Below are 20067 nucleotides of genomic sequence, written 5' to 3'. Positions count from 1 at the left end.
GCATTCATTTAAACTAAGTGCCATACATCACAAAAAGTTATATATTTAGAGTGAGTATTCCTTTTGGTGAGATTATGCCTGAAGGAAAAGTGAGCATTGCAAAGGCTGTTAAAGAACTCGTTCTGTCCAGACCAGCAATTAGAGAATGCTTGGTTTTGGATATTATAAATTACAGTGCTTTGGCAAGAGTCCTATTGGAGGAGTTGGAAAGAAAGGGCATTAAAACTTCAGCCGGAGCAGTAAAGATGGCTCTGATAAGAATTGGGGAGGAGCTGAAGAAAGAGAGAGCATCTTTTGAGGAGAAAATTAAAAATGTAGTTGCAAAAACTGTTATTGAGCTTCAATCTGATTTGACCGTTGTAACAGCCGAAAAAAGAGCTGTTTTAAGTAGAATTGAAAGGCTTTCAAAGGTAATGGAAAAGGCAAGGTTTTTCCAGCTCACTCAAGGTGTTGAGACGTTCACAATTGTCGTTTCAAGTGAAGAAAAGGACGAAATAGTCAAGATTTTGGGGAAGGAGAATATAGTTGACCTCATTGAAGAGCAGACAGCAATAGTTTTAATAAGCCCTGGAGATATAATTGAAACACCTGGAATTGTTGCCTTCATTACATCAGCCCTTTCCTTCAGTGGAATAAACATAACCCAAGTAATCTCGTGTCATAAAGACACAATATTTGTCCTTGACAGAAGGGTCGCTCCAAAAGCCTACCAAATTCTTGAAGATTTGATTTTGAAGATGAGAAAAAGAGGCTAAATCTCTTATTGCCTCATCATATTTTCAGTATTTGCATCTTCTTTGGTAGTGTTATTATTGTCATAAAGCTAAAGCATACGGGAAAAAATTTATATTCATTGATGAACATAAGTGTGGGCTCAGGTGATGGAATGTTCTCTCATAGGATACTTGACGTCGATATGAGTGAAGTCAAAAGGGTGCTTGCTCTAATAAAGGGAGGAGATGTAATTTCATTTGCTGGTGGAGTGCCCAGTAAGGAGGTTTTTCCTCTTAAAGAGTTAAAAGATGCCTTCTTAGAAGTTGCAGAAATACCCGATGCTTTTCAATATGGTTCAACTCTGGGATTTGAAGGTCTCAGGGAGGAATTATTAAAACACCTAAAGGAAAGCCAAGGAATCCACGCAAAGCTTGAAGAGATAATGATAACACATGGCTCTCAGCAGGGGATTGACATCGTTGGCAGAGCCTTTGTTGATCCAAGAGATATGATTGTAGTTGAGGCACCAACATATTTCGTTGCTTTAAACACTTTCCAAATATATGGATCGAGATTTCTTCAAGTTGGACTTGACGAAGAGGGTCTGAAGACTGAAGAGCTTGAGACTCTCTTAAGGAAATTGAGAGCAGATGGCAAAAAGATAAAACTCCTCTATACAATTCCAACGTTCCAAAATCCTTCTGGAGTCACTATGAGCGAAGAGAGAAGGAAACACTTAGTGGAGCTTGCGGAGGATTTTGACTTCATAATAGTTGAGGACAACCCATATGGAGAGCTTCGCTATTCAGGAAGCCCTGTAAAAGCAATAAAGCACTTTGATAAGAGCGGGAGAGTAATAAACTTGGGAACGTTCTCAAAGATTTTCGTTCCAGGCTTTAGGTTGGCATGGCTAATAGCGAGCGAGGAACTCATGGAAAAGCTTGAAGTTGGAAAGCTGACCACTGATGTTTGTTCAAACACCGTTGGACAGTACGTTACTTGGACATTCATGAGGAAAGGACTATTAAAGAAGCACATCCAAAGATTGATAGAGTTCTACAAGCCAAAGAGAGATGCAATGCTTGAAGCCTTAGATGAGTTCATGCCTGAAAACGTCAACTGGACAAGACCAGAAGGGGGAATGTTCATCTGGCTAACCATTGATGGCAACGTTGATACAAAAGAGATACTTGAGGAGGCTGTTAAGAGAGGAGTTGCTTATGTGCCCGGAAAAGTGTTTTACGCTTTAAAAGGCGGAGAAAATCAAATGAGACTGAACTTCACATTCGAAAGTGTTGAACGGATAAGGGAAGGAGTAAAGAAATTAGCGGAGCTTATTGCTGGTTTTTAAGTTTCCTATCTCGTGAAGTTCTACCACTGTCATCTTTGTGTTGTGTGGGATGAAGGGGTGCCGAAAATTTCTTAATAAACTCTTCTCTTTTTGACTCAAAAATTAAAAGCAGAGAAAAGCAAAAACTACAAAGCCTTTGTTCCCTTTTCTTCAGTTCTAATCCTTATAGCTTCCTCGATGGGTATTATGAATATCTTTCCGTCTCCAACTTCGCCAGTCTTTGCGGCACCTATTATTGCCTTGACAACCCTGTCCACATCTTTGTCGTCAACAACTACCTCAATTTTTACTTTCGTTAGGAGCTCAACTTTCATCAGCCTACCTCTGAATTGTATCGTCGTTCCTCCCTCTCGTCCTCTTCCCATCACTGCAGTTACTGTCATTCCAAAAAATCCCTCATCTTCTAGTGCTTTTATGACGTCCTTAAGCTTGTCCTCCCTTATTATCGCCTCAACTTTCTTCATTCTTCCTCACCTCCGTTCTTAACTGTTGGGAGCAATATAGCTTCAGTTGACACAAAGTTTGGATATGCTATCGTTGCATGCTCCACTATGTCCAGTCCAACCCTCTCTTCCTCTGGACTTACCCTTATTCCGACTGTCTTCTTGAGAATGTAGAACAATATGTAACCTGTTCCAAAGGCCCAGATGAAGTTAACCACCGCTGAAATTAGCTGAGCAATGAAAAATCCGGCGTTTCCGTAAAGTAAACCTGCTACATAGGGCGGTTCGGTTGTGTAAACACCATAAGTTCCATCAGCGAACAGACCTAAGGCTATTAGCCCCCAAGTTCCGTTGAACCCGTGAACGGGAACAGCACCAACGACGTCGTCGATTCCTCTCTTCTCAAGGAACCAGTAGCCATAAACTGCTATGAATCCAGCGACTATTCCAATGATTATTGCAGCCCAAGGGGTAACCCACGCACATGGGGCTGTTATGGCAACCAATCCTCCAATGGCACCGTTGCAAGTCATTCCAACATCCGGCTTTCCAAGCTTCTTCCATGTTATCAGCATTGCTGTTATGGCACCTGCAGCTGCGGCTAAGTTAGTATTAGCAGCGATGATTGAAATCCTAAGCTCGTGAGCTGAGAGTGTTGAACCTGGGTTAAAGCCAAACCATCCAAACCATAGGATTAAGGTTCCGATTACTGCATAAGCTATGTTGTGTCCAGGAATTGGTCTTGGGTTTCCATGCCTATCATATTTTCCAATCCTCGGCCCTAAAAGCATACATGCTGCTAAAGCCACATAACCACCTAAGGCATGAACAACTCCGCTTCCAGCGAAATCCAAAGCCCCATAGCCTCCACCAAGCTTTGTCATGAAATCGCTTGAGCTCAGCCAACCACCGCCCCAGAGCCAGTGGCCATAGATTGGGTAAATGATTGCACTTACAACCGCACTGTAGATGAGGTATGTTGAGAACTTTGGCCTCTCCGCTATTGCTCCACTGACTATTGTCGCTGCAGTAGCACAGAATACTAGCATGAAGAACCAAATCTCGATTGTTGAAACATCGTAGGCATCGCCAAGCAAAAACCATCCGCTCTTTCCTATTAAACCGTGCCAGTCGTTGCCCATCATTAGAGCAAAACCAACCGCAAAGAAGGCTATGCTTCCAACTGCAAAGTCCATCAGGTTTTTCATCATTACGTTTGCAACGTTTTTAGCCCTTGTGAATCCTGCCTCAAGCAAAGCGAATCCTGCCTGCATGAACATCACTAGGAATCCACAGATTAAGACCCAAACGAAGTCCACTGGTGCCTCTGGACTTTCTTTTAGTGTTTCTGCTCCCGTTGGATCTTCTGCTAAGACAAAGCTTCCGCTAATTAACATTGCCACAAATATGGCAAACAAAATACTTGCGCTCCTCACTTTTTAGCACCCCCTTGAATTAACGTTCCCATCCTTGCAGCACTTCAAGTATAAGACATTTTTGCAAAAATTATTGAGATTTTGTCAAATTTGTTCAGAAAATCTAGTAATTATTTAGACAACTGTTCAAAAAGTTGGGATATTTTTGAAAACTATAAATCTAATATCAATTCTCATTATTGTTGCATTTATAACAAAATTTTTCAATTTTGACACATTAGTTACAAAAGATATAAAAAGTGTTCCTTTTATTTTGGCCTAGGTGGTTTAGGTGAAGGTAGTTTTAGCGTATTCGGGAGGATTGGATACTTCAGTTATATTGAAGATGATGCAAGAGAAGCTGAACGCGGAAGTGATAACAGTCACAGTGGATGTTGGGCAAAAAGATGACTTCAAGAAAATTGAAGAGAAGGCTTTGAAGTTTGGGGCAGTAAAGCATTATACGATTGACGCAAAGGAAGAGTTTGCGAAGGAATACTTAGCTAAAGCTATTAAAGCCAATGCCCTTTATGAAGGAGCTTACCCCTTAGCCACTGCCTTGGCAAGGCCTTTGATAGCAAAGAAGATAGTGGAGATTGCTAAAAAAGAAAACGCCGATGCAATAGCTCATGGATGTACTGGAAAAGGGAATGACCAAGTGAGGTTCGATTTAGCAGTTAAAGCACTCTATCCAGAAATTAAGATAATCGCTCCAGTAAGGGAGTGGGGTCTAACAAGGGATTGGGAGATGGAATACGCAAAGAAAAACGGCATTCCCGTTAAGGAAAAAATCTACAGCATTGACGAGAACCTTTGGGGGAGGAGCATAGAAGGGGGAATTTTAGAAGACCCCTTTGAAGAACCACCAGAGGAAGTTTTTGAGTGGACACTTTCACCAGAGAAAACACCAGAAAAGCCTGAGTACGTAACAATTGAATTTGAGGAAGGAGTTCCAGTTGCCTTGAATGGAAAGGAAATGGACTTAGTTGAGCTTATAGAGACGCTGAACTTTATAGCTGGAAAGCACGGAGTTGGAAGGATAGACCACATTGAAGATAGGACCGTTGGAATAAAGAGCAGGGAAGTCTATGAAGCGCCAGCAGCAATAACTCTAATCAAAGCCCACAAAGACCTTGAAAAGTTTGTTCTCACAAAATGGGCTCTTGAGTTTAAGGAAATAGTTGATTCTAAGTGGTCATGGCTCGTTTATAATGGCCTCTGGTTCGAGCCACTTAGGGAAGCATTAGATGCATTCATAGATAAAGTTGAAGAAAAGGTCAGCGGGACTGTCAAAGTAAAGCTCTACAAAGGAAACGCCATTGTTGTTGGAAGGAAGTCCGAAAATGCGCTCTATGACATAAACTTAGCGACATTCGAAAAATCTGACTACGACCAAAAACTTGCCATAGGTTTCATCGAGCTCTTTGGAATGCAGAGTGTTTTGGCTTATAGCATAGCTAATAAGTCCAAACCAATGGAAGCGTTTGGAAGCAAAGAGCTGGAGGCAGAGAAGGTTATCAGTTAGGTGGTGTTATGTACAGGAAGAATCTGCTCGGTGATATAAACTCTGAAATCCTCTCCTATATTTCTTCAATGGAAGAAGATAAAGAGCTTGTTGAGGAGGTTATTGAGAGCTTAATAGCTCATGTAAAAGTCCTAACATCTCAAAATCTTATCCCTAAGGAGAAGGGAGAGAAAATACTAGGGGAGTTAAAAAACCTCCTCAAAGACCCTTCTCCGCTATTTAAAATTGAGGCTGAAGATGTTCACGAGGCGATTGAGATTTACCTAAAAGACAAGCTTGGCAAAGATGAGGGATACTTAGCTTTGGGAAAAAGCAGAAACGACCATGTTGCCTCTGCTTTAAGGCTAAAAGCAAAGAAACTTTTAATCGAGCAGATAAAGGAAGTGTTGACTTTTAGGGGAATTCTCCTAGAGAAGGCTAGAAATCACCTCAATACAATAATGCCGGCATTTACTCATTTACAGCCGGCACAACCTTCAACCTTCGCCCACTATTTATGCTACATAGAGGAAACATTAGCTACATACACGAAAGCCTTATTCTTTGCTCTTGAGATAGTTGATAACTCCCCCCTAGGTGCTGGAGCCGTAGGAGGAACTAGTGTCCCATTGAATAGGAAAAAGCTCGCTGGAGAGCTCTTCGGCGGGATAATCTTTAACTCTATAAATGCAACGAGCAATAGGGACTTCCTAGGAATAGCCTGTTCAATCGATGTAAACCTATCCATCTTCCTCTCAAGGATAGCCGAAGATATAGTGGTTTTTTCAACACCACAGTTCAACTACCTTAAGCTTCCAAATGAGCATTTAGCAACGAGTAGCATGATGCCCCAAAAGAGGAATCCAGCAACAATGGAAATAGCTAGAGCTTGGGGTGCTGAGAGCATAGGGCATCTCGTTGCATTGCTGACAATTTTGAAGGGCCTTCCAACGGGCTACAACTTGGATATGCAAGAAGCCAACAAGCACGCTTTCAAAATATTGAAGGGGACACTTGAAACGCTTAAGATTTTTGCTGACCTCTTTGCCAAAATTGAGGTCAATGAAGAGAACTTGCTGAGAGATGCAAAAATTTTCCCCATTTTAGCAACGGACATTGCTGAGAAAGTCGCTTTGATAAGTGGAAGACCATACAGAGAAGTTTACGGCGAGATAGCCAAGCTCGTAAAAGAATCTGAAAGTGTTGAAGAATTCTACGCCAAGGTTAGGGAGAAATATGGAATTAAAGTTAGTCTAGAGGAGAGAATTAAAAAGCCCATTATAGGCTCTCCAAATCCAGAAAAAGTCAAAGAATACATTGAAACGGCAGAAAAAGCTCTTGAAGAAGACTTCAGCAAGCTCAAGTTTTTGACATTAAAATGTTAATCCAAGTATTGCAAAAATGAATAATTAGACGGATTTACGTCTATAAAATATGAGAGCAAAAATTAGTGGGTGGTCTAAGTGAAAGCTTATCTCTTATTAGAAGATGGAACCATTGTGGAGGGAAAAGGGTTCGGGGCCGAGGGAGTCAAGTTCGGAGAGGTGGTCTTTACAACAGCAATGGTCGGTTATCCAGAGTCATTAACGGATCCATCATACAAGGGACAAATTCTAGTCATGACTTATCCACTAATTGGAAACTACGGCGTGCCAAGTAAAGAAATTAGGGAAAATGGAATCCCTCTCCACTATGAGTCGGATAAAATTCAAGTTGAAGGTTACGTGATTTCAAAACTCATGCGACCAAGCCACTGGGCAAGCGAAATGAGCTTAGACGAGTGGCTCAAAAAAGAAGGAATTCCAGGGATAGAAGGCGTTGATACAAGGACATTAGTTAAGAAGATAAGGGAAAAAGGAGTTATGATGGGAGCTTTAGCCGTTGGTGATTATGAGAAGGAAGAGCTTGAAAAGATCATTGAGAAGGTCAGAAAGTTGAGTTATGATGAAGCAAATTTTGTCGATAAGGTGACTCCAAAAGAAATAATAATTCATGAACCTAAAAAAGCAGATAAGACCGTTGTTGTGGTTGATTGTGGGGTTAAGTATGGCATTCTGCGAGAATTCTTAAAGAGAGGCTTTAATGTCATAAGGATACCTTACACCTACGACCCAATAAAGGCCTTTGAGGAATTTAACGCCGATGGGATATTCCTAAGCAACGGTCCAGGGAACCCGGCTTTGCTGAAAACACTGATAGAGAATACCAAAGCCATAATTGAGTACAATGTCCCGACAATGGGAATATGCTTAGGCAGTCAAATACTAGCTTTAGCTGACGGTGCAGAGATTTACAAGCTTAAATACGGCCACAGAGGAATTAACAAGCCCGTAAAAGACTTAAAGACAGGAAAAGCCTTTGTAACGACACAAAACCATGGCTACGCGGTAAAGCCCGAAAGCTTGAACGAATTTAGAGTCTGGATGATTAATCTCGACGATAAGAGCGTTGAGGGGATTTATCATCCAAATAAACCGATTATAGCGACCCAATTCCATCCCGAGGCTTCTCCCGGACCTTTAGATTCAACTTGGGTCTTTGATCTTTTTGCAAAACTAATCAAAGGTGATGCTCATGGTTTCTAAAGTCTTAATTTTGGGTTCTGGTGCAATAAAGATTGGAGAGGCTGCTGAATTCGACTACAGCGGAAGTCAAGCACTAAAAGCCCTAAAGGAAGAAGGCATTGAAACTATCTTAGTAAACCCAAACGTTGCTACAATCCAGACTAGCCATGAGATGGCTGACAAAGTTTACCTCCTTCCTCTAGATGTCAAATTTGTTGAGGAAGTTATAAAGAAAGAGAGGCCAGATGGAATTTTGTTAGGTTTTGGTGGGCAAAGTGCCTTATCTTTGGGTGTGGCATTACATGAAAGCGGAATTTTGGATAAATACGGTGTTAAAGTCCTTGGCACACCCATAGAGGGCATAAAGAAAGCCCTGGATAGAGAAAAGTTTAGAGAGACAATGATAAAAGCCGGTCTCCCAATACCACCAAGCGGAGCGGCTAAAAGCGTTGAAGAAGCAATTGAAATAGCGGAGAAGATTGGCTTCCCCGTCATCGTTAGGGTGAGCTTCAACCTCGGCGGTAGAGGTTCTTTCGTTGCGTGGAATAAGGAAGAGTTTGAAAACTATATAATTAGGGCTTTCGCTCAGAGTGAGATCGGCGAGGTTTTGGTCGAGAAATATCTCTATCATTGGAAGGAGATAGAGTTTGAAGTTGTGAGGGATAAAAACGGAAATGCTGTTGCCGTTGCATGCTTAGAGAACTTTGACCCGATGGGAGTTCATACTGGAGATTCCATAGTTGTTGCTCCTTCTCAAACTCTCACCAATAGGGAGTATCAAATCCTAAGGAGCGCGGCAATAAAGGTCGCTGAAGCAATAGGTTTAGTTGGCGAGTGTAATGTTCAGCTAGCCTTAAATCCAAAATCAGAGGAATTCTATGTTATTGAGACAAATCCAAGGATGAGCCGCTCATCTGCGTTAGCGAGCAAGGTAACGGGTTATCCTTTAGCCTACATAGCGGCAAAGCTTGCTTTGGGCTATACCTTAGATGAGCTCTTGAATGGTGTAACTGGAGTTACCACAGCGGCTTTTGAGCCAAGCCTAGACTATGTTGTCGTTAAAGTCCCGAGATGGGACTTAGAGAAGTTTGAGAACGCAAACAAGAGGATAAATTCAGAGATGAAGAGCATTGGAGAAGTTATGGCAATAGGACGAAACTTGCATGAGGCATTCCAAAAGGCAATTAGAATGGTTGATATCGGGGATGAACTGATTGGTGAATATTACGAAAGGGATGAGCCCTTGGAAGAGGTCATGAAGAGAATAAGGAACTATGAACCTTATATGCCAATGCACATAGCTAAAGCATTAAAGCTTGGGGCAAGTGTTGATGAGATTTATGAAATCACTGGAATAGACCGCTTTTATCTCTATATAATCGAAGACCTTGTTAGAGTGGCGGAAGAACTGAAGAAGAACCCAACTGAAGAGCTTATAAGTGAAGCGAAGAAGCTCGGCTTCAGCGATAAGCAAATAGAGAGGTTAGTGGGTAAGAGGTTAAAGGAATCCAAGAAGAAACCAAAAATATTCGTGAAGCAGATTGACACTCTGGCTGGAGAATTCCCTGCAAAGACAAATTATCTGTACATGACCTATGATGCTCAAGAAAACGACATCCCTCACACGGAAAATCCGAAAGTTTTGGTTTTGGGTGCCGGAGTCTTTAGGATAGGTGTTAGCGTTGAGTTTGATTGGGCAGTTGTGAATTTCGCAAATTCAGCAAAGAAGAGGGGCTATGAGGTTATCGTGCTTAATTATAACCCCGAAACAGTTTCAACAGACTGGGACATTAATGATAAGCTCTATTTCGAGGAGATAACCCTTGAGAGAGTTTTGGACATCTACAAGTTTGAGAAGCCTGAAGGTGTCATTGCCTTTGCTGGCGGACAGTTGGCTAATTCCTTGGCTAAAAAGCTTGAGCAGAATGGAGTTAGGCTTTTGGGAACGAGAGGAACGAGTGTTGATGTAGCTGAAAACAGGGTGAAGTTCTCCAAACTCCTTGAAGATTTGGGAATAAAGCAGCCTCCCTGGACAGCTGCGAAAAGCCTTAGAGAGGTTTTAAAGTTCGCTGAGGAAGTTGGGTATCCGGTTATGATAAGGCCAAGCTACGTTTTGAGCGGAACTGCAATGAAAGTCGCCTACAATGAGAAAGAGCTGAGAGAATACCTCTCCTTAGCGGCAAAGGTATCTCCGGAGCACCCAGTAGTGGTTTCAAAATTCTTAGATGCTATGGAAGCTGAGATAGATGCTGTGTCAGATGGAAGGAGGGTTGTCGGCGTTACTCTGGAGCACGTAGAAAAAGCTGGTGTTCACAGTGGAGACGCTACGATGGTGACACCTTACCGCTATCTAAAATCCAAGCAAGTTAAAAAGATGCAGGAAATCGCTTTAGAGCTTGCTTTGGCTTTAGGAATTAGAGGGCCGTTCAACATACAGTTCTTGGTAAACGATGACGTCTATGTCCTTGAGCTAAACTTAAGAACGAGCAGATCAATGCCATTCTCAAGCAAGGCAAGAGGCGTAAATTTAATGGAGCTAGCGGCTCAGGCAGTATTTGATGGAAAGCTCTCAATTGGTGAGGAATACAAATACTATGAGATACCTCCAAAGGCTTTCGCTGTGAAAAGTCCACAGTTCTCGTGGTCTCAGCTTCAAAACGCTTATCCATTCTTAGGCCCGGAAATGCGCTCCACGGGAGAAGTTGCCGCTCTCGGTAGCGAATTCGAGGATGCACTGCTTAAGAGCTGGCTCTCAGTGAAGCCGAACAGAATGCCCGAAAAGAGTGTATTGATTTATGGTTACGGAAGAGAAAAAGATAAGCTAAGCGAAACAGCTAAGATTCTTGAATCTCTCGGCTACGAAGTATTTACGCTTGAAGATGCTCTAAGCATCGGAAACCCCATAAGCAAAGAAAAGGCAGTAGCGTTAATGAAAAACAGTAAGATTGACTTGGTGATGACCTCTGACTATGCAAAAGACAGAGATTACAAGGTAAGGAGAACTGCTGTTGATTTAAACGTCCCAATTGTTTTAGATGCAAACTTGGCTTATGAGCTTTCAAAAGCTCTTGCTTGGGCCAAAGAGAACGAGTTTGAAATTAAAGAGCTAAGCGAGTATTATGGGATAAAAGTCCTAGTAAATACTTCTTTCTTAAAGGAGCCTATCAAAAGTCCCAACCTCTAATACCTTCACTTATCTTTTTTTGATTTTTGATAGTGTAGAGAAAAAAACCATAAGATCAAAAACTTAACTCCTCAATGCTTTAACAACGTCGAGCTTGTTCAATGCTCTGTTTGTCAGCAAAACTATGAAAATCCCATAGAGTAAGTAGAGCACCAACAACAGCGGTACCACTTTGGCTAAATCATTTATGCTGAATTCTACTGGCAAAACTAAGTTACCAATATATCCTCCAATCTTGAGGCTTATTGGCAGAGCTAGGAGTGAACTGGCAATTAGGGAAGGCAGAGCATTCTTGAGGAACTCCTTCCAAACGTGAGAGTTTGGAATCCCAACAGCTTTGAGCGTTGCGTAAACCTTCTCGTTGCTCTCGATTTCAAGGTAAATTAAAGCAAAGAGAGCAAAGACGCTTATAAATAAAATTATTCCAATTACTCCATAGACTGCGGTCTTGAAAATCATTAGATTGCTCTCCATCCGCCTCTTTAAATCTTCCATTGTGACAGCACTCAGGCCGAGCTTCTCATATTTCTCCTTCAGCCCTTCTGGGTTCTCCACGTTTAAGAAGGCAACTTTATCGGGAACGAAGGGAACTTTCGGCAGGAACACTGCCTTGAAGTCGTAGAAGTTCATGTTGCTTATGCCAACAATCTTATATTCCCTCCACTCTCCAAGGATCTGAACTTTAATTGTATCACCGACCTTTAGGTCCAGCTTTTTGGCTAAGCCCTTTTCGATAACAGCCTCATCTGGCTTCTCAAACCATCTGCCGGCGATGAGCGTTTTCTCGAAGATGCTTTTGTAGTCGAAGAAGTAAACTTCTGTGGTCATTCTATCGACTTTTTGCCCACTCAAATAGCCAGCTTTTTCGCCAGGAAGTTGGGTGATTTTTGCGGGATCACCCCAGACCATGAGGTTGTAGGAATAGTTGAAACTGATTAGGTTCTCAACACCCTTAATGCCAAAGTATGCAGAGGAAGTGGCGAGGAAGATAATGAAGAAGGTCGCAAAGAACCTAAGCGGATGGCTCTTCCTTGGCGTAAAGCGAAGGGCTTCGATGATTTTTAACCTTGAAACGTAGAGATAGGGAAGTGAGAGAATTAGAGTTATGCCGAGCAGAATGAAGATGTCGAACTTCAGCGGATAAATGTAGTCCGGACTCGTTGGGATTGGGAACCTTGAGGCTATGTAGAAACAGCCGAGATTTATTCCGAGTGGAATTCCAATCAAATAAGCAACCAAAGCAATGAGGAGAAAATCACCAACGAAAAGGGTAGATATGAACGAATCTGGAATGCCGAGCGCTTTTAGAACTCCGACTTCTCTAACGCTCCCTTTGACATGGGTTATCGTGACCAACACAATCACAGCCAGAGAAGCGCCGAGGAGGAGGTAGAAAAAGCTCATGACAAATTTTTTAATGTTCTTTAAAGCGTCCATATATGGCATCTCACCCTCATTATAGATGAAGAAGTACCTAACCCTCGCATTCTTCATTAAGAAACTTGCCAAAGCTTCCGTGTCATTGCAACGCATGAGAACATAAAGATATTGGCCTTTTTCATTTACCAGCACGAACGGAATGCCCGAAAAGTAGTAGTACGAACCTTTAACCCCATATTCTTTACCGTTGATTTTAATTTTGTCACCTTTCTTCACCTCTGGAAACGCCAAGACAACGACACCATCTTCGGGCGTTTTTACGTGGAGGGACTTAAACTCACCGTAACCTACTACCGCTCTGTATTTCTTCCCGTTAAACTCAATTTTTGTATCATTGAAGTAGACATAGTTTATAACCTCACCAAATTTACTTAAGTCCTCAACGCTGACCCCTTCAACTTCGAGCTCCACATTCCCCAGCTTGGCAAAATCCTCAACAGCCCTGCTTATGCTACCAATTCCCGAAAGGGCAAAGTTAAAGCCGAGGCTTACAAAGAGAAATGCCAGAAATACAATCACTGCTTTTTTATTTTCATGCTTAAGCTTTCTTAGAGTTGCTCTTAATTTCATGCACTTCACCATCCTTAAGGATTATCAGAACGTCCGCAAACTCAAAAAACTCCCTCTCGTGGGTTGAAGCTATAACTGTAACACCCTCTTCCTCGTTTATTTTCCTCAATAAATGCCAGATTCTCACTTTGTTCTCCCAGTCCAAGTTTGCCGTTGGCTCATCTGCAAAGAGGTATTTAGGCTTATTTGCTAAAGCCCTTGCTATCGCAATCCTCTGCATTTCGCCACCGCTCATTTGAGACGGTGTCTTGTCCCTCAAATGCTCGGCGTTTACAAGCTTCAGCAATCTTAACGCTCTCTCTTCTGGATTTTTGATCTTCTTGGAGTACTTCATCGGCAGTAAAACATTCTCCAAGCCCGTTAAATATGGCACTAAGTAAAAGAACTGGAAGATTATGCCGAAGTTCTCAAGACGGTAGCGTCTGAGATCTTTTTCTTTCATCTCCGTGATGTCCCTTCCATCCACAAGAATTCTGCCCTTTGTAGGCTTGTCAATGCCCGTCAAAATATTAAGCAAAGTCGTTTTTCCACTCCCAGAAGCTCCAGCGACTATGTAAAACTTGCTATCCTCAAAGGTTAAGTTGATACCCTTAAGAGCTTTGACCTTACCAAACTCATAAAACTTCTCAACGTTTTGAGCCTCAATCATTTTTATCACCTAAGAGCTTTAAATAAGCTTCTTCTAGTGAAATTGGTTTAACATCAATCTCATCAATTCTTGAAAAATTTAACTTTTGAAGGAACTCTTTTAAATCTTTAACATAGAATATAAGCTTTCCATCCCTTTTGATTGGATTTAAACTCTCAACGTCCCCAACTATGGAAACTTCATACTTCCATTCCAGTCTATCTAAAAGCTCTTTAACACTTCCTTCAATGACTTTCTTTCCTTTGTTGATGAGCATTATTCTGTCGCAGACTCTCTCAATGAGTGGCATCTCGTGAGCCGTCAAGACTATCGTTTTTCCCATCTTCTTGAGCTTTTTGAGAAGTTCCACCGTTTCTCTTTGTGCCGAAACATCTAAGCCAAGCCAAGGCTCATCCAAGACTATTATTGGAAAGTCTGGAAGCAAAACTCTCGCAAGAAATTGTCGCTGCCACATTCCTCTGCTGAAAGTGTAAAGCTTCTTATCTTTAGCACTGTATAATCCGACGATTTTTAGTATCTCGTGAATTCTCTCTTTGTCAACCTCAACGCCATAGAGTGCAGAGTAAAACTCCAAGTCCTCAACTGGAGTTAAGCGAAGAAAGCTCTGCCCTTTTGTAGTTTCAAAGAGCATTGCCACTTTTGGCTTTTCTTTAAGTGGATTAACGTCGTTAACAAGTACTTTTCCTTTATCTGGAGCTATTATCCCAACCATTGCCCTTAAGAGTGTCGTTTTACCAGCGCCGTTATGTCCTATGATGCCGAAGATTTCCCCTTCATTAATCTCAAAGCTTATGCCCTTGATGACCTCATTTTTCCCATAGGAAATGTGAACATCCTCAAAGGCTATCATCTTATTATCACCTTCTTCTTCCTTATTGCATTTATTGTGTAATGAAGATAGAGCTTTCCGAGAACTATAGTTACCAGCACACTCAAGAGTAAGTACTTGAGTTCGTCATTAGTGGGTAGAATTGTTTCTGTGCCTAAGAGAGAGTATCTAAACAAATCTATCGCCCAGGTATAGGGAATCAGATAGGAGAGTACTCTCACTTTTTCGGGAAGAGCATAAATGGGGATCATTATGCCAGAGAGGATTGAAATTAGAAATGTCACTATTGTCACCACCATCCCTTCTGGACGAAATCTCAAACCAAGGGACGCAAAGATATAGCTTACCCCAACAGCACTCAGAATCCCTAAAATTAGTGCTAACCCTAATATTACAGGGTTTATTATTACAAACGCATTCTTATAAATGATGAACACAAACATAAAGAGCATAATTGATGGCAAGGATGTTGTCAGCAATCCTCCAAAGAAAGTGCCAAATAAAAATATATCCGGTTTTATTGGTTTTGATAAAATATCCTCTTTCCAGATTCCAAACTGGATATAAACACCATTTTGCTGGCTGAGTATGGAATATATCAAAAGCCCCACCGTATAATAAGGAACGGCATTGATACTTAATATTCCTTTAGATAATGAAAAAGCATAACCAACCACAGCCACGATACCCAAATATAAAAACATTCCAAAGATGTTCTCGGGATAGCGTATCCAATTCTTAAACGTTGTTTTAGTTATAATCCATGCCTGTTTTATCTGCCTCATTTATCGCTCCCCCATTTAATTTCATGTAAACTTATTTTTGAGTTGGTAATGTATTCGTAGAGGGAAAGAGCGGCACTAAAAGATTCTAGAAAGATGCAATATGGCTTTGGAATATAACTCTCAACATCAATGAGTTTATCATTGAATAAATACAAAGCATCGGGGAGAATAAAATCTTTTCCTATACCGCTAAGAAGAAGTTTCAAATTATTTAATGGGATATCCAAATCAGACAGTATCTTAATAACGTTTTCAAAAACAATATTTAACAACTTATAGTAAATATATAAAGAGGAAATTTTTACTTGATTTTTAAGGTCGTATTCCTTATCACTGCGTGAGTTTTTGTATTTTCTCGTAGGAAAACATCCAAGGAGTTTTAATAATCTATAAAAGGAGTCTTTTTTGTACTCTTCTGTGATCGAAACAGGTGATTTATAATCTGACATAATGTTTTTTAATGATAGTTCGTCTAATTCAAGTAGGATATCGAGGATTGTAACTGAAGAAGGGGATATAAGTGATTTTTTCCCAAAGATGAAAGATTCATTACTAATCATATGAATATCCGTATATAATGCCCCTATCCACATTCCTAAACCAGAAGAGTAATGAACTTCTTGGGATACAGCATTTCCAACTAGCACTGGAACAAATATAGTCGAAGAGGAATTCATATGAATAAGTATTCCTGTATCTATTAATTTACCTCCGATATATCCAAGAGCGTGAGAAACGGATAAATTCGCCCAAGATTCCAATTCATGGAGAGGAGTCACAACAAACTTTTCATTTATCGTATAAATATTAACTTGTGACAAGTTTTGTGAGAGCCTATTAAAGAAATCTAAATAATTGAACGATGGATACGCCATCTCAATTGAAGTCACTATATTAACATCAACTTTCCCATATTTCTTAATTTTCTCCTTTATAATATGCTTTACTACTGCATTCATTAGATTAATCCTATTTATGTTCCCTTTTAGTGAACTTTTCCAAATTGGATAAATCTCTACATTCACATTCAAGTCTTCATCTATGGATGTAGCTTTTATATGTGACGCGCCTATATCTAACCCAATAAACTTTTTATTATTCATCTTTCTCCACCTTTACTATCCCGATATCTTCTAGAGAGGTTATGAATTTTCTAAATTCGCTCTTTACTCGTTTAGAATCAACAGAGTATTCTTTTGAAATTATGTCGCATATCTCATTTTCGCTTTTGCCTTCCATTATCAGTTGTAATATCTTCTTGCCAACATGATTAAGCTTATATACCTCTCCTTTCACTAAATGTACTATGAATCCATCTTCGGTAATTATCCACCCATCATTTAGTTTAATATGCTGAACAGTCATGTGGGACCCCCCATATGGAGCTATATATAGGACATACTGTACAAGATTTTTTCATTGGGCACGAATTGCAAATACTAAAGTCATAAAGTTCATTTATCCACTTTTTTGCAGCTAAAAAAAACTGTGAATGTACTATCTCCTCTATAGAGCTAAACCCATCATAAATATTCGGAATAGGCATATAACCATTCGTTGAATAGAACCTAGCAAGTACATGAGGTATAGTGAATGATTCACATGGAAACAAATTTCCGTAAGGATCCAAGTATATTCCCTTCTGATTATATGCCGAACATGATTCCTTCCATCCTTTATGAGGAATTATAAAATCAGAGAAACTTAAATTTTGAATTTTGCTAACAATTTGGAGTGCTTGTTTACTTGTAAATGCCATCAAACGAATCTTTATGATGGATTTTCCATTTTTTATTCTTTCAGCATTAATTGTTTTAAGTTGTTTATATGCATCATTTATGCTATTTGCTATTTCACTAATCTGAATCTCAAGTAGTTTCCGATTTATTCTAGCATTCCCAAAAGTTGTGTCTATAGGTATGACATTTATTACAATATTTTTGCTGTTCAGTTCATTTAGTAACAATGGCAATTCTTTAAGTGAAACAGCATTTATTTTATTAATTACAAAGTTAATCTGGAGATAGAAAGAACTGTCTTCTTGCTTTAGCTCATCGATCTTTTGAATTGATCTATATGTCTTTTTAAAAGTACCATTACCCCTTATTTTGTCATGTGTATTCTCATCACCATCTAAACTAAATATTGAGGTTCTAAGTTTTTCTACATTCATCCTAGGTAGGTATTTATAAAGTGTCATTCCATTAGTTGTAATCGCAAGCATATATACTCTGTCAACCGAAGAGACATTATTCCAGATATTTACAAAATCTGGATGGGTAGTTGATTCCCCAATATTCGGTGAAAAATGTATTGAAAACAAGTATTTACTATCATTCTCAAGGAGATTTATAAACAAATCTAAGTCTTGTTGCCTAAGGGTGTCTATTATTCTACTTTTATTATTGTTAAGGTAGAGATCTTCAATGAAATCTCTATCCCTATACTCTACCACACCACAGTGAAGACAGTTTAGATTACAGTTGTATGTTAAGTGCCAATCAATTCTCAACCTTCTCTGTTTTATCATTTTCATCACCTTTGTAGTAATACTTTAATAATTTTAAAAAGAAAAAATAAAAAGTAAACCCTAGTTCCCACCACCTGTGAAGTTGTATAATCTATCCAGATTCACGGCCAGAATCGCCCCTAAAATCCTGACAGCCAAGCCCTTCAAACTAACAGTCCAGCTGGGTCTTAACAGAAAAGCATCTAGCTTCGAAAACAGCGTTTCAATCCTCCTCCTGAAATCAGACAGGAACCTGTAAAACTTCTTCTCCCCCAGACTACTAATCTGATTCTCCCGCTTTACTGGAACATAAACAACGCCAAACCGCAGGAATTCCTCCTCAAGCTCCCTGCTGACATACCCCTTATCCAAAAACAGAAAACAACCAGTGAACTTCTCAACAATTCCCCAGAACTTCTCCCTGACAACACTCACATCATGCTTATTCGCTGGATCAATGGACAGTAAGGCCAAGAGATTCCCATCAGAATAACAGGTCAGCTTGTAACCGTAGTAGTGCTTTTTTTAGACGGGACAAAACCAACCGCAGGTTTTCCAGTTATGATCTCTGAAGAACCCTTCTTCTCCTTCCTGTTTTTTCTGGCTAACTCCTTGGTCTGAATGGGCTTCGAGTCCAGTATTCTAACGTATTCTCTAGCGTGTTTTTTGAATAATTCTTCCTGCGCTAGGAGCAGAAGTTTTTCGTGCCTGTTCAAGCGTTCTGTTAGTTTGTTGTACCTGATTTTGGGGAACAGTTTCATTTCCTCGATTAAAACCCTGAAAGCGTGCTTGTAAACTCCGTTAAAGTGTAAGTGTGTCAGTATGGCGAAGGTTATCAGGTCATAGAGGCTGATTACTTCTCTGCGGGTGTTTTTCGGATAGTGTTTGCTGACTATCGGATAGATTTCGGATTTTATGATCAGGATTTCCCTATGAAAGCTCAATACAACCACCAATCAGTCAAAAAACTTTAAGAACTTATAACTCTAACGATCTGATGGGAACTAGGGTGTAAGAGGTTACGAAATGAGGAAATCTCTAGGAACAAAACCATGTGCTTGGGCAGTTCCAAAAAGTTTAGGAAAATACATTGAAATTCCAGAAGAGTCTATTTTAAATGAAATACGTGGGCAAAGGACGTATCTCAACAATGAGTTGTTGAGTGAAAATTATCAAAGTGTATCTAGAGGGTATATACTCGACAAACCTGCATTCATTAAATGGCTTGTGAATGACATAGAAGTTAAACTAGGTAAGCACATCAAATTCGAAGGGCAGGAACCCATGATAAAAACAAAAGACAAAGATGTTATTGTGATTGCTACAGGAAGCATGTTCTACAATGAAAGCAAGTGGAGGTTTTTGACATATCAATATATACTGGAAGATGCTAAAATCGAAGATGATGTTTTAGAAATTTGGTTTTACACTGATTTCGTCGGCTATATTTGGGTATTCCCACGAGGAAATAAGGCAAATGTTGGTATTGGAGGATTTTTAAGTTATGGCGAATTAAAAGCGAGACTTAATTCCTTCATTAAAAATGACGAGCGTTTTAGAGATGCAAAAATTGAAAGAAAAGAAGGTGCATATATCTACGCTGGAGGTATAAAAGAGAAGATGTACAACCTTAAGCATCCCGCTATAGGAGAGGCGCTGGGAGCAGTATACCCACTAACTGGCGAGGGGATAAGACCTTCAGTAATTTCCGCTTATGCACTGTCAAAGTCCATAAAAGATGGAAAGTCTTTCAAAGAAGAGTTTGAAAAAACTGGAATTCCCCAGCAAATCAACTTTCAAAAACAATTAGTTGAAGCCCTGCTAAAAGCTCCACCACAGCTGAGAGGGATATTCCTAAGAAAAGCTTTTGGGAGCCCATCTAACTATTGAGTACAGGATTCTAGACGTTACTGAGGCACCTCTCGAGGGAGTTAAGACATCCGAAAGACTATATTTTCTCACCTTATATTTGCCAAGCTTTTTCTTTTCATTTCTCAATTTCTTTCTCCAATGCTCAAAAATTTCTTCGATAATATTGAAAAAAATCGAAAAATTTTAATAAAAATTCGAATAGTCTAAAAATCTCTTCGAGAATTATCAAAGTTTTCCG

The 20067-nt window shown here is 40.0% G+C and carries 17 protein-coding genes; 7 read left to right on the top strand and 10 right to left on the bottom strand.

What is annotated here, in order from left to right:
* The first annotated feature begins 74 nt into the window (after positions 1 to 74).
* Together E3E24_RS08280 and E3E24_RS08275 are read left to right on the top strand one after the other, a co-directional pair.
* The gene (locus tag E3E24_RS08280; RefSeq protein WP_167887205.1) at positions 75 to 755 is read left to right on the top strand and encodes an ACT domain-containing protein; all 681 of its coding nucleotides are present in this window, start codon (positions 75 to 77) and stop codon (positions 753 to 755) included.
* A 101-nt stretch (positions 756 to 856) separates the two neighbouring features.
* On the top strand, positions 857 to 2065 hold the full coding sequence (locus tag E3E24_RS08275; RefSeq protein WP_240912218.1) for a PLP-dependent aminotransferase family protein: 1209 nt from the start codon (positions 857 to 859) through the stop codon (positions 2063 to 2065).
* 125 nt (positions 2066 to 2190) lie between these two features.
* Here E3E24_RS08275 and E3E24_RS08270 read toward each other — a convergent pair whose 3' ends face one another.
* Positions 2191 to 2529 (bottom strand): P-II family nitrogen regulator, encoded by a 339-nt coding sequence (locus tag E3E24_RS08270; RefSeq protein ID WP_167887204.1) that lies wholly within the window; start codon positions 2527 to 2529, stop codon positions 2191 to 2193.
* Entirely contained in the window at positions 2526 to 3944 is a 1419-nt protein-coding gene (locus E3E24_RS08265; RefSeq protein WP_206205034.1) for an ammonium transporter, read from the bottom strand. Before E3E24_RS08265 ends, E3E24_RS08270 begins: the two co-directional genes overlap by 4 nt.
* Before the next feature lie 271 nt (positions 3945 to 4215).
* Here E3E24_RS08265 and E3E24_RS08260 point away from each other — a divergent pair, with 271 nt between their 5' ends.
* From E3E24_RS08260 to carB, 4 genes are all read left to right on the top strand, one after another.
* A complete protein-coding gene (locus E3E24_RS08260) occupies positions 4216 to 5448 on the top strand; it encodes an argininosuccinate synthase (RefSeq protein WP_167887203.1) in 1233 nt (410 codons plus the stop codon).
* Between the two features lie 8 nt (positions 5449 to 5456).
* The gene (gene argH / locus E3E24_RS08255; protein ID WP_167887202.1) at positions 5457 to 6812 is read left to right on the top strand and encodes an argininosuccinate lyase; all 1356 of its coding nucleotides are present in this window, start codon (positions 5457 to 5459) and stop codon (positions 6810 to 6812) included.
* A gap of 78 nt (positions 6813 to 6890) precedes the next feature.
* Entirely contained in the window at positions 6891 to 8012 is a 1122-nt protein-coding gene (carA, locus tag E3E24_RS08250) for a glutamine-hydrolyzing carbamoyl-phosphate synthase small subunit (protein ID WP_167887201.1), read from the top strand.
* Positions 7993 to 11175 carry a carbamoyl-phosphate synthase (glutamine-hydrolyzing) large subunit gene (gene carB, locus E3E24_RS08245; protein ID WP_167887200.1) on the top strand — a complete coding sequence of 1061 codons (3183 nt, stop codon included), beginning with the start codon at positions 7993 to 7995 and terminating at the stop codon, positions 11173 to 11175. The genes carA and carB overlap by 20 nt, the downstream gene beginning before the upstream one ends.
* 63 nt (positions 11176 to 11238) lie before the next feature.
* On the opposite strand, the gene E3E24_RS08240 is transcribed toward carB, so the two are convergent.
* The 8 genes from E3E24_RS08240 to E3E24_RS08205 form a co-directional block, all read right to left on the bottom strand.
* Positions 11239 to 13185 carry an ABC transporter permease gene (locus E3E24_RS08240; protein ID WP_167887199.1) on the bottom strand — a complete coding sequence of 649 codons (1947 nt, stop codon included), beginning with the start codon at positions 13183 to 13185 and terminating at the stop codon, positions 11239 to 11241.
* Entirely contained in the window at positions 13154 to 13834 is a 681-nt protein-coding gene (locus E3E24_RS08235; RefSeq protein WP_167887198.1) for an ABC transporter ATP-binding protein, read from the bottom strand. Before E3E24_RS08235 ends, E3E24_RS08240 begins: the two co-directional genes overlap by 32 nt.
* Positions 13827 to 14684, bottom strand: a complete 858-nt coding sequence (locus tag E3E24_RS08230; RefSeq protein WP_167887197.1) for an ABC transporter ATP-binding protein — start codon at positions 14682 to 14684, stop codon at positions 13827 to 13829. Before E3E24_RS08230 ends, E3E24_RS08235 begins: the two co-directional genes overlap by 8 nt.
* Entirely contained in the window at positions 14681 to 15448 is a 768-nt protein-coding gene (locus E3E24_RS08225; protein WP_167887196.1) for an ABC transporter permease, read from the bottom strand. Before E3E24_RS08225 ends, E3E24_RS08230 begins: the two co-directional genes overlap by 4 nt.
* A complete protein-coding gene (locus tag E3E24_RS08220) occupies positions 15445 to 16551 on the bottom strand; it encodes a hypothetical protein (RefSeq protein WP_167887195.1) in 1107 nt (368 codons plus the stop codon). Before E3E24_RS08220 ends, E3E24_RS08225 begins: the two co-directional genes overlap by 4 nt.
* Positions 16544 to 16813, bottom strand: a complete 270-nt coding sequence (locus tag E3E24_RS08215) for a PqqD family protein (RefSeq protein WP_167887194.1) — start codon at positions 16811 to 16813, stop codon at positions 16544 to 16546. Before E3E24_RS08215 ends, E3E24_RS08220 begins: the two co-directional genes overlap by 8 nt.
* A complete protein-coding gene (locus E3E24_RS08210; RefSeq protein ID WP_167915853.1) occupies positions 16794 to 17984 on the bottom strand; it encodes a radical SAM protein in 1191 nt (396 codons plus the stop codon). The genes E3E24_RS08215 and E3E24_RS08210 overlap by 20 nt, the downstream gene beginning before the upstream one ends.
* A gap of 54 nt (positions 17985 to 18038) precedes the next feature.
* Positions 18039 to 18910, bottom strand: a protein-coding gene (locus E3E24_RS08205) for an IS982 family transposase (protein WP_167887338.1) whose coding sequence is annotated in 2 segments (ribosomal slippage) — positions 18039 to 18475 and positions 18475 to 18910 — 873 coding nt in all. Because the reading frame shifts where the segments join, the coding sequence is not laid out codon by codon here.
* A gap of 73 nt (positions 18911 to 18983) precedes the next feature.
* On the opposite strand from E3E24_RS08205, the gene E3E24_RS08200 reads away from it, so the two are divergent.
* Positions 18984 to 19847: an NAD(P)/FAD-dependent oxidoreductase gene (locus E3E24_RS08200; protein WP_167886700.1), complete on the top strand. Its 864-nt coding sequence runs from the start codon at positions 18984 to 18986 to the stop codon at positions 19845 to 19847.
* Positions 19848 to 20067 lie beyond the last annotated feature (220 nt).

The organism is Thermococcus sp. LS2, assembly GCF_012027375.1.
Taxonomy (GTDB): Archaea; Methanobacteriota_B; Thermococci; order Thermococcales; family Thermococcaceae; genus Thermococcus_B.
Note: the sequence above shows the minus strand (reverse complement) of the source record. Positions and strands in the feature narration are given on the sequence as shown.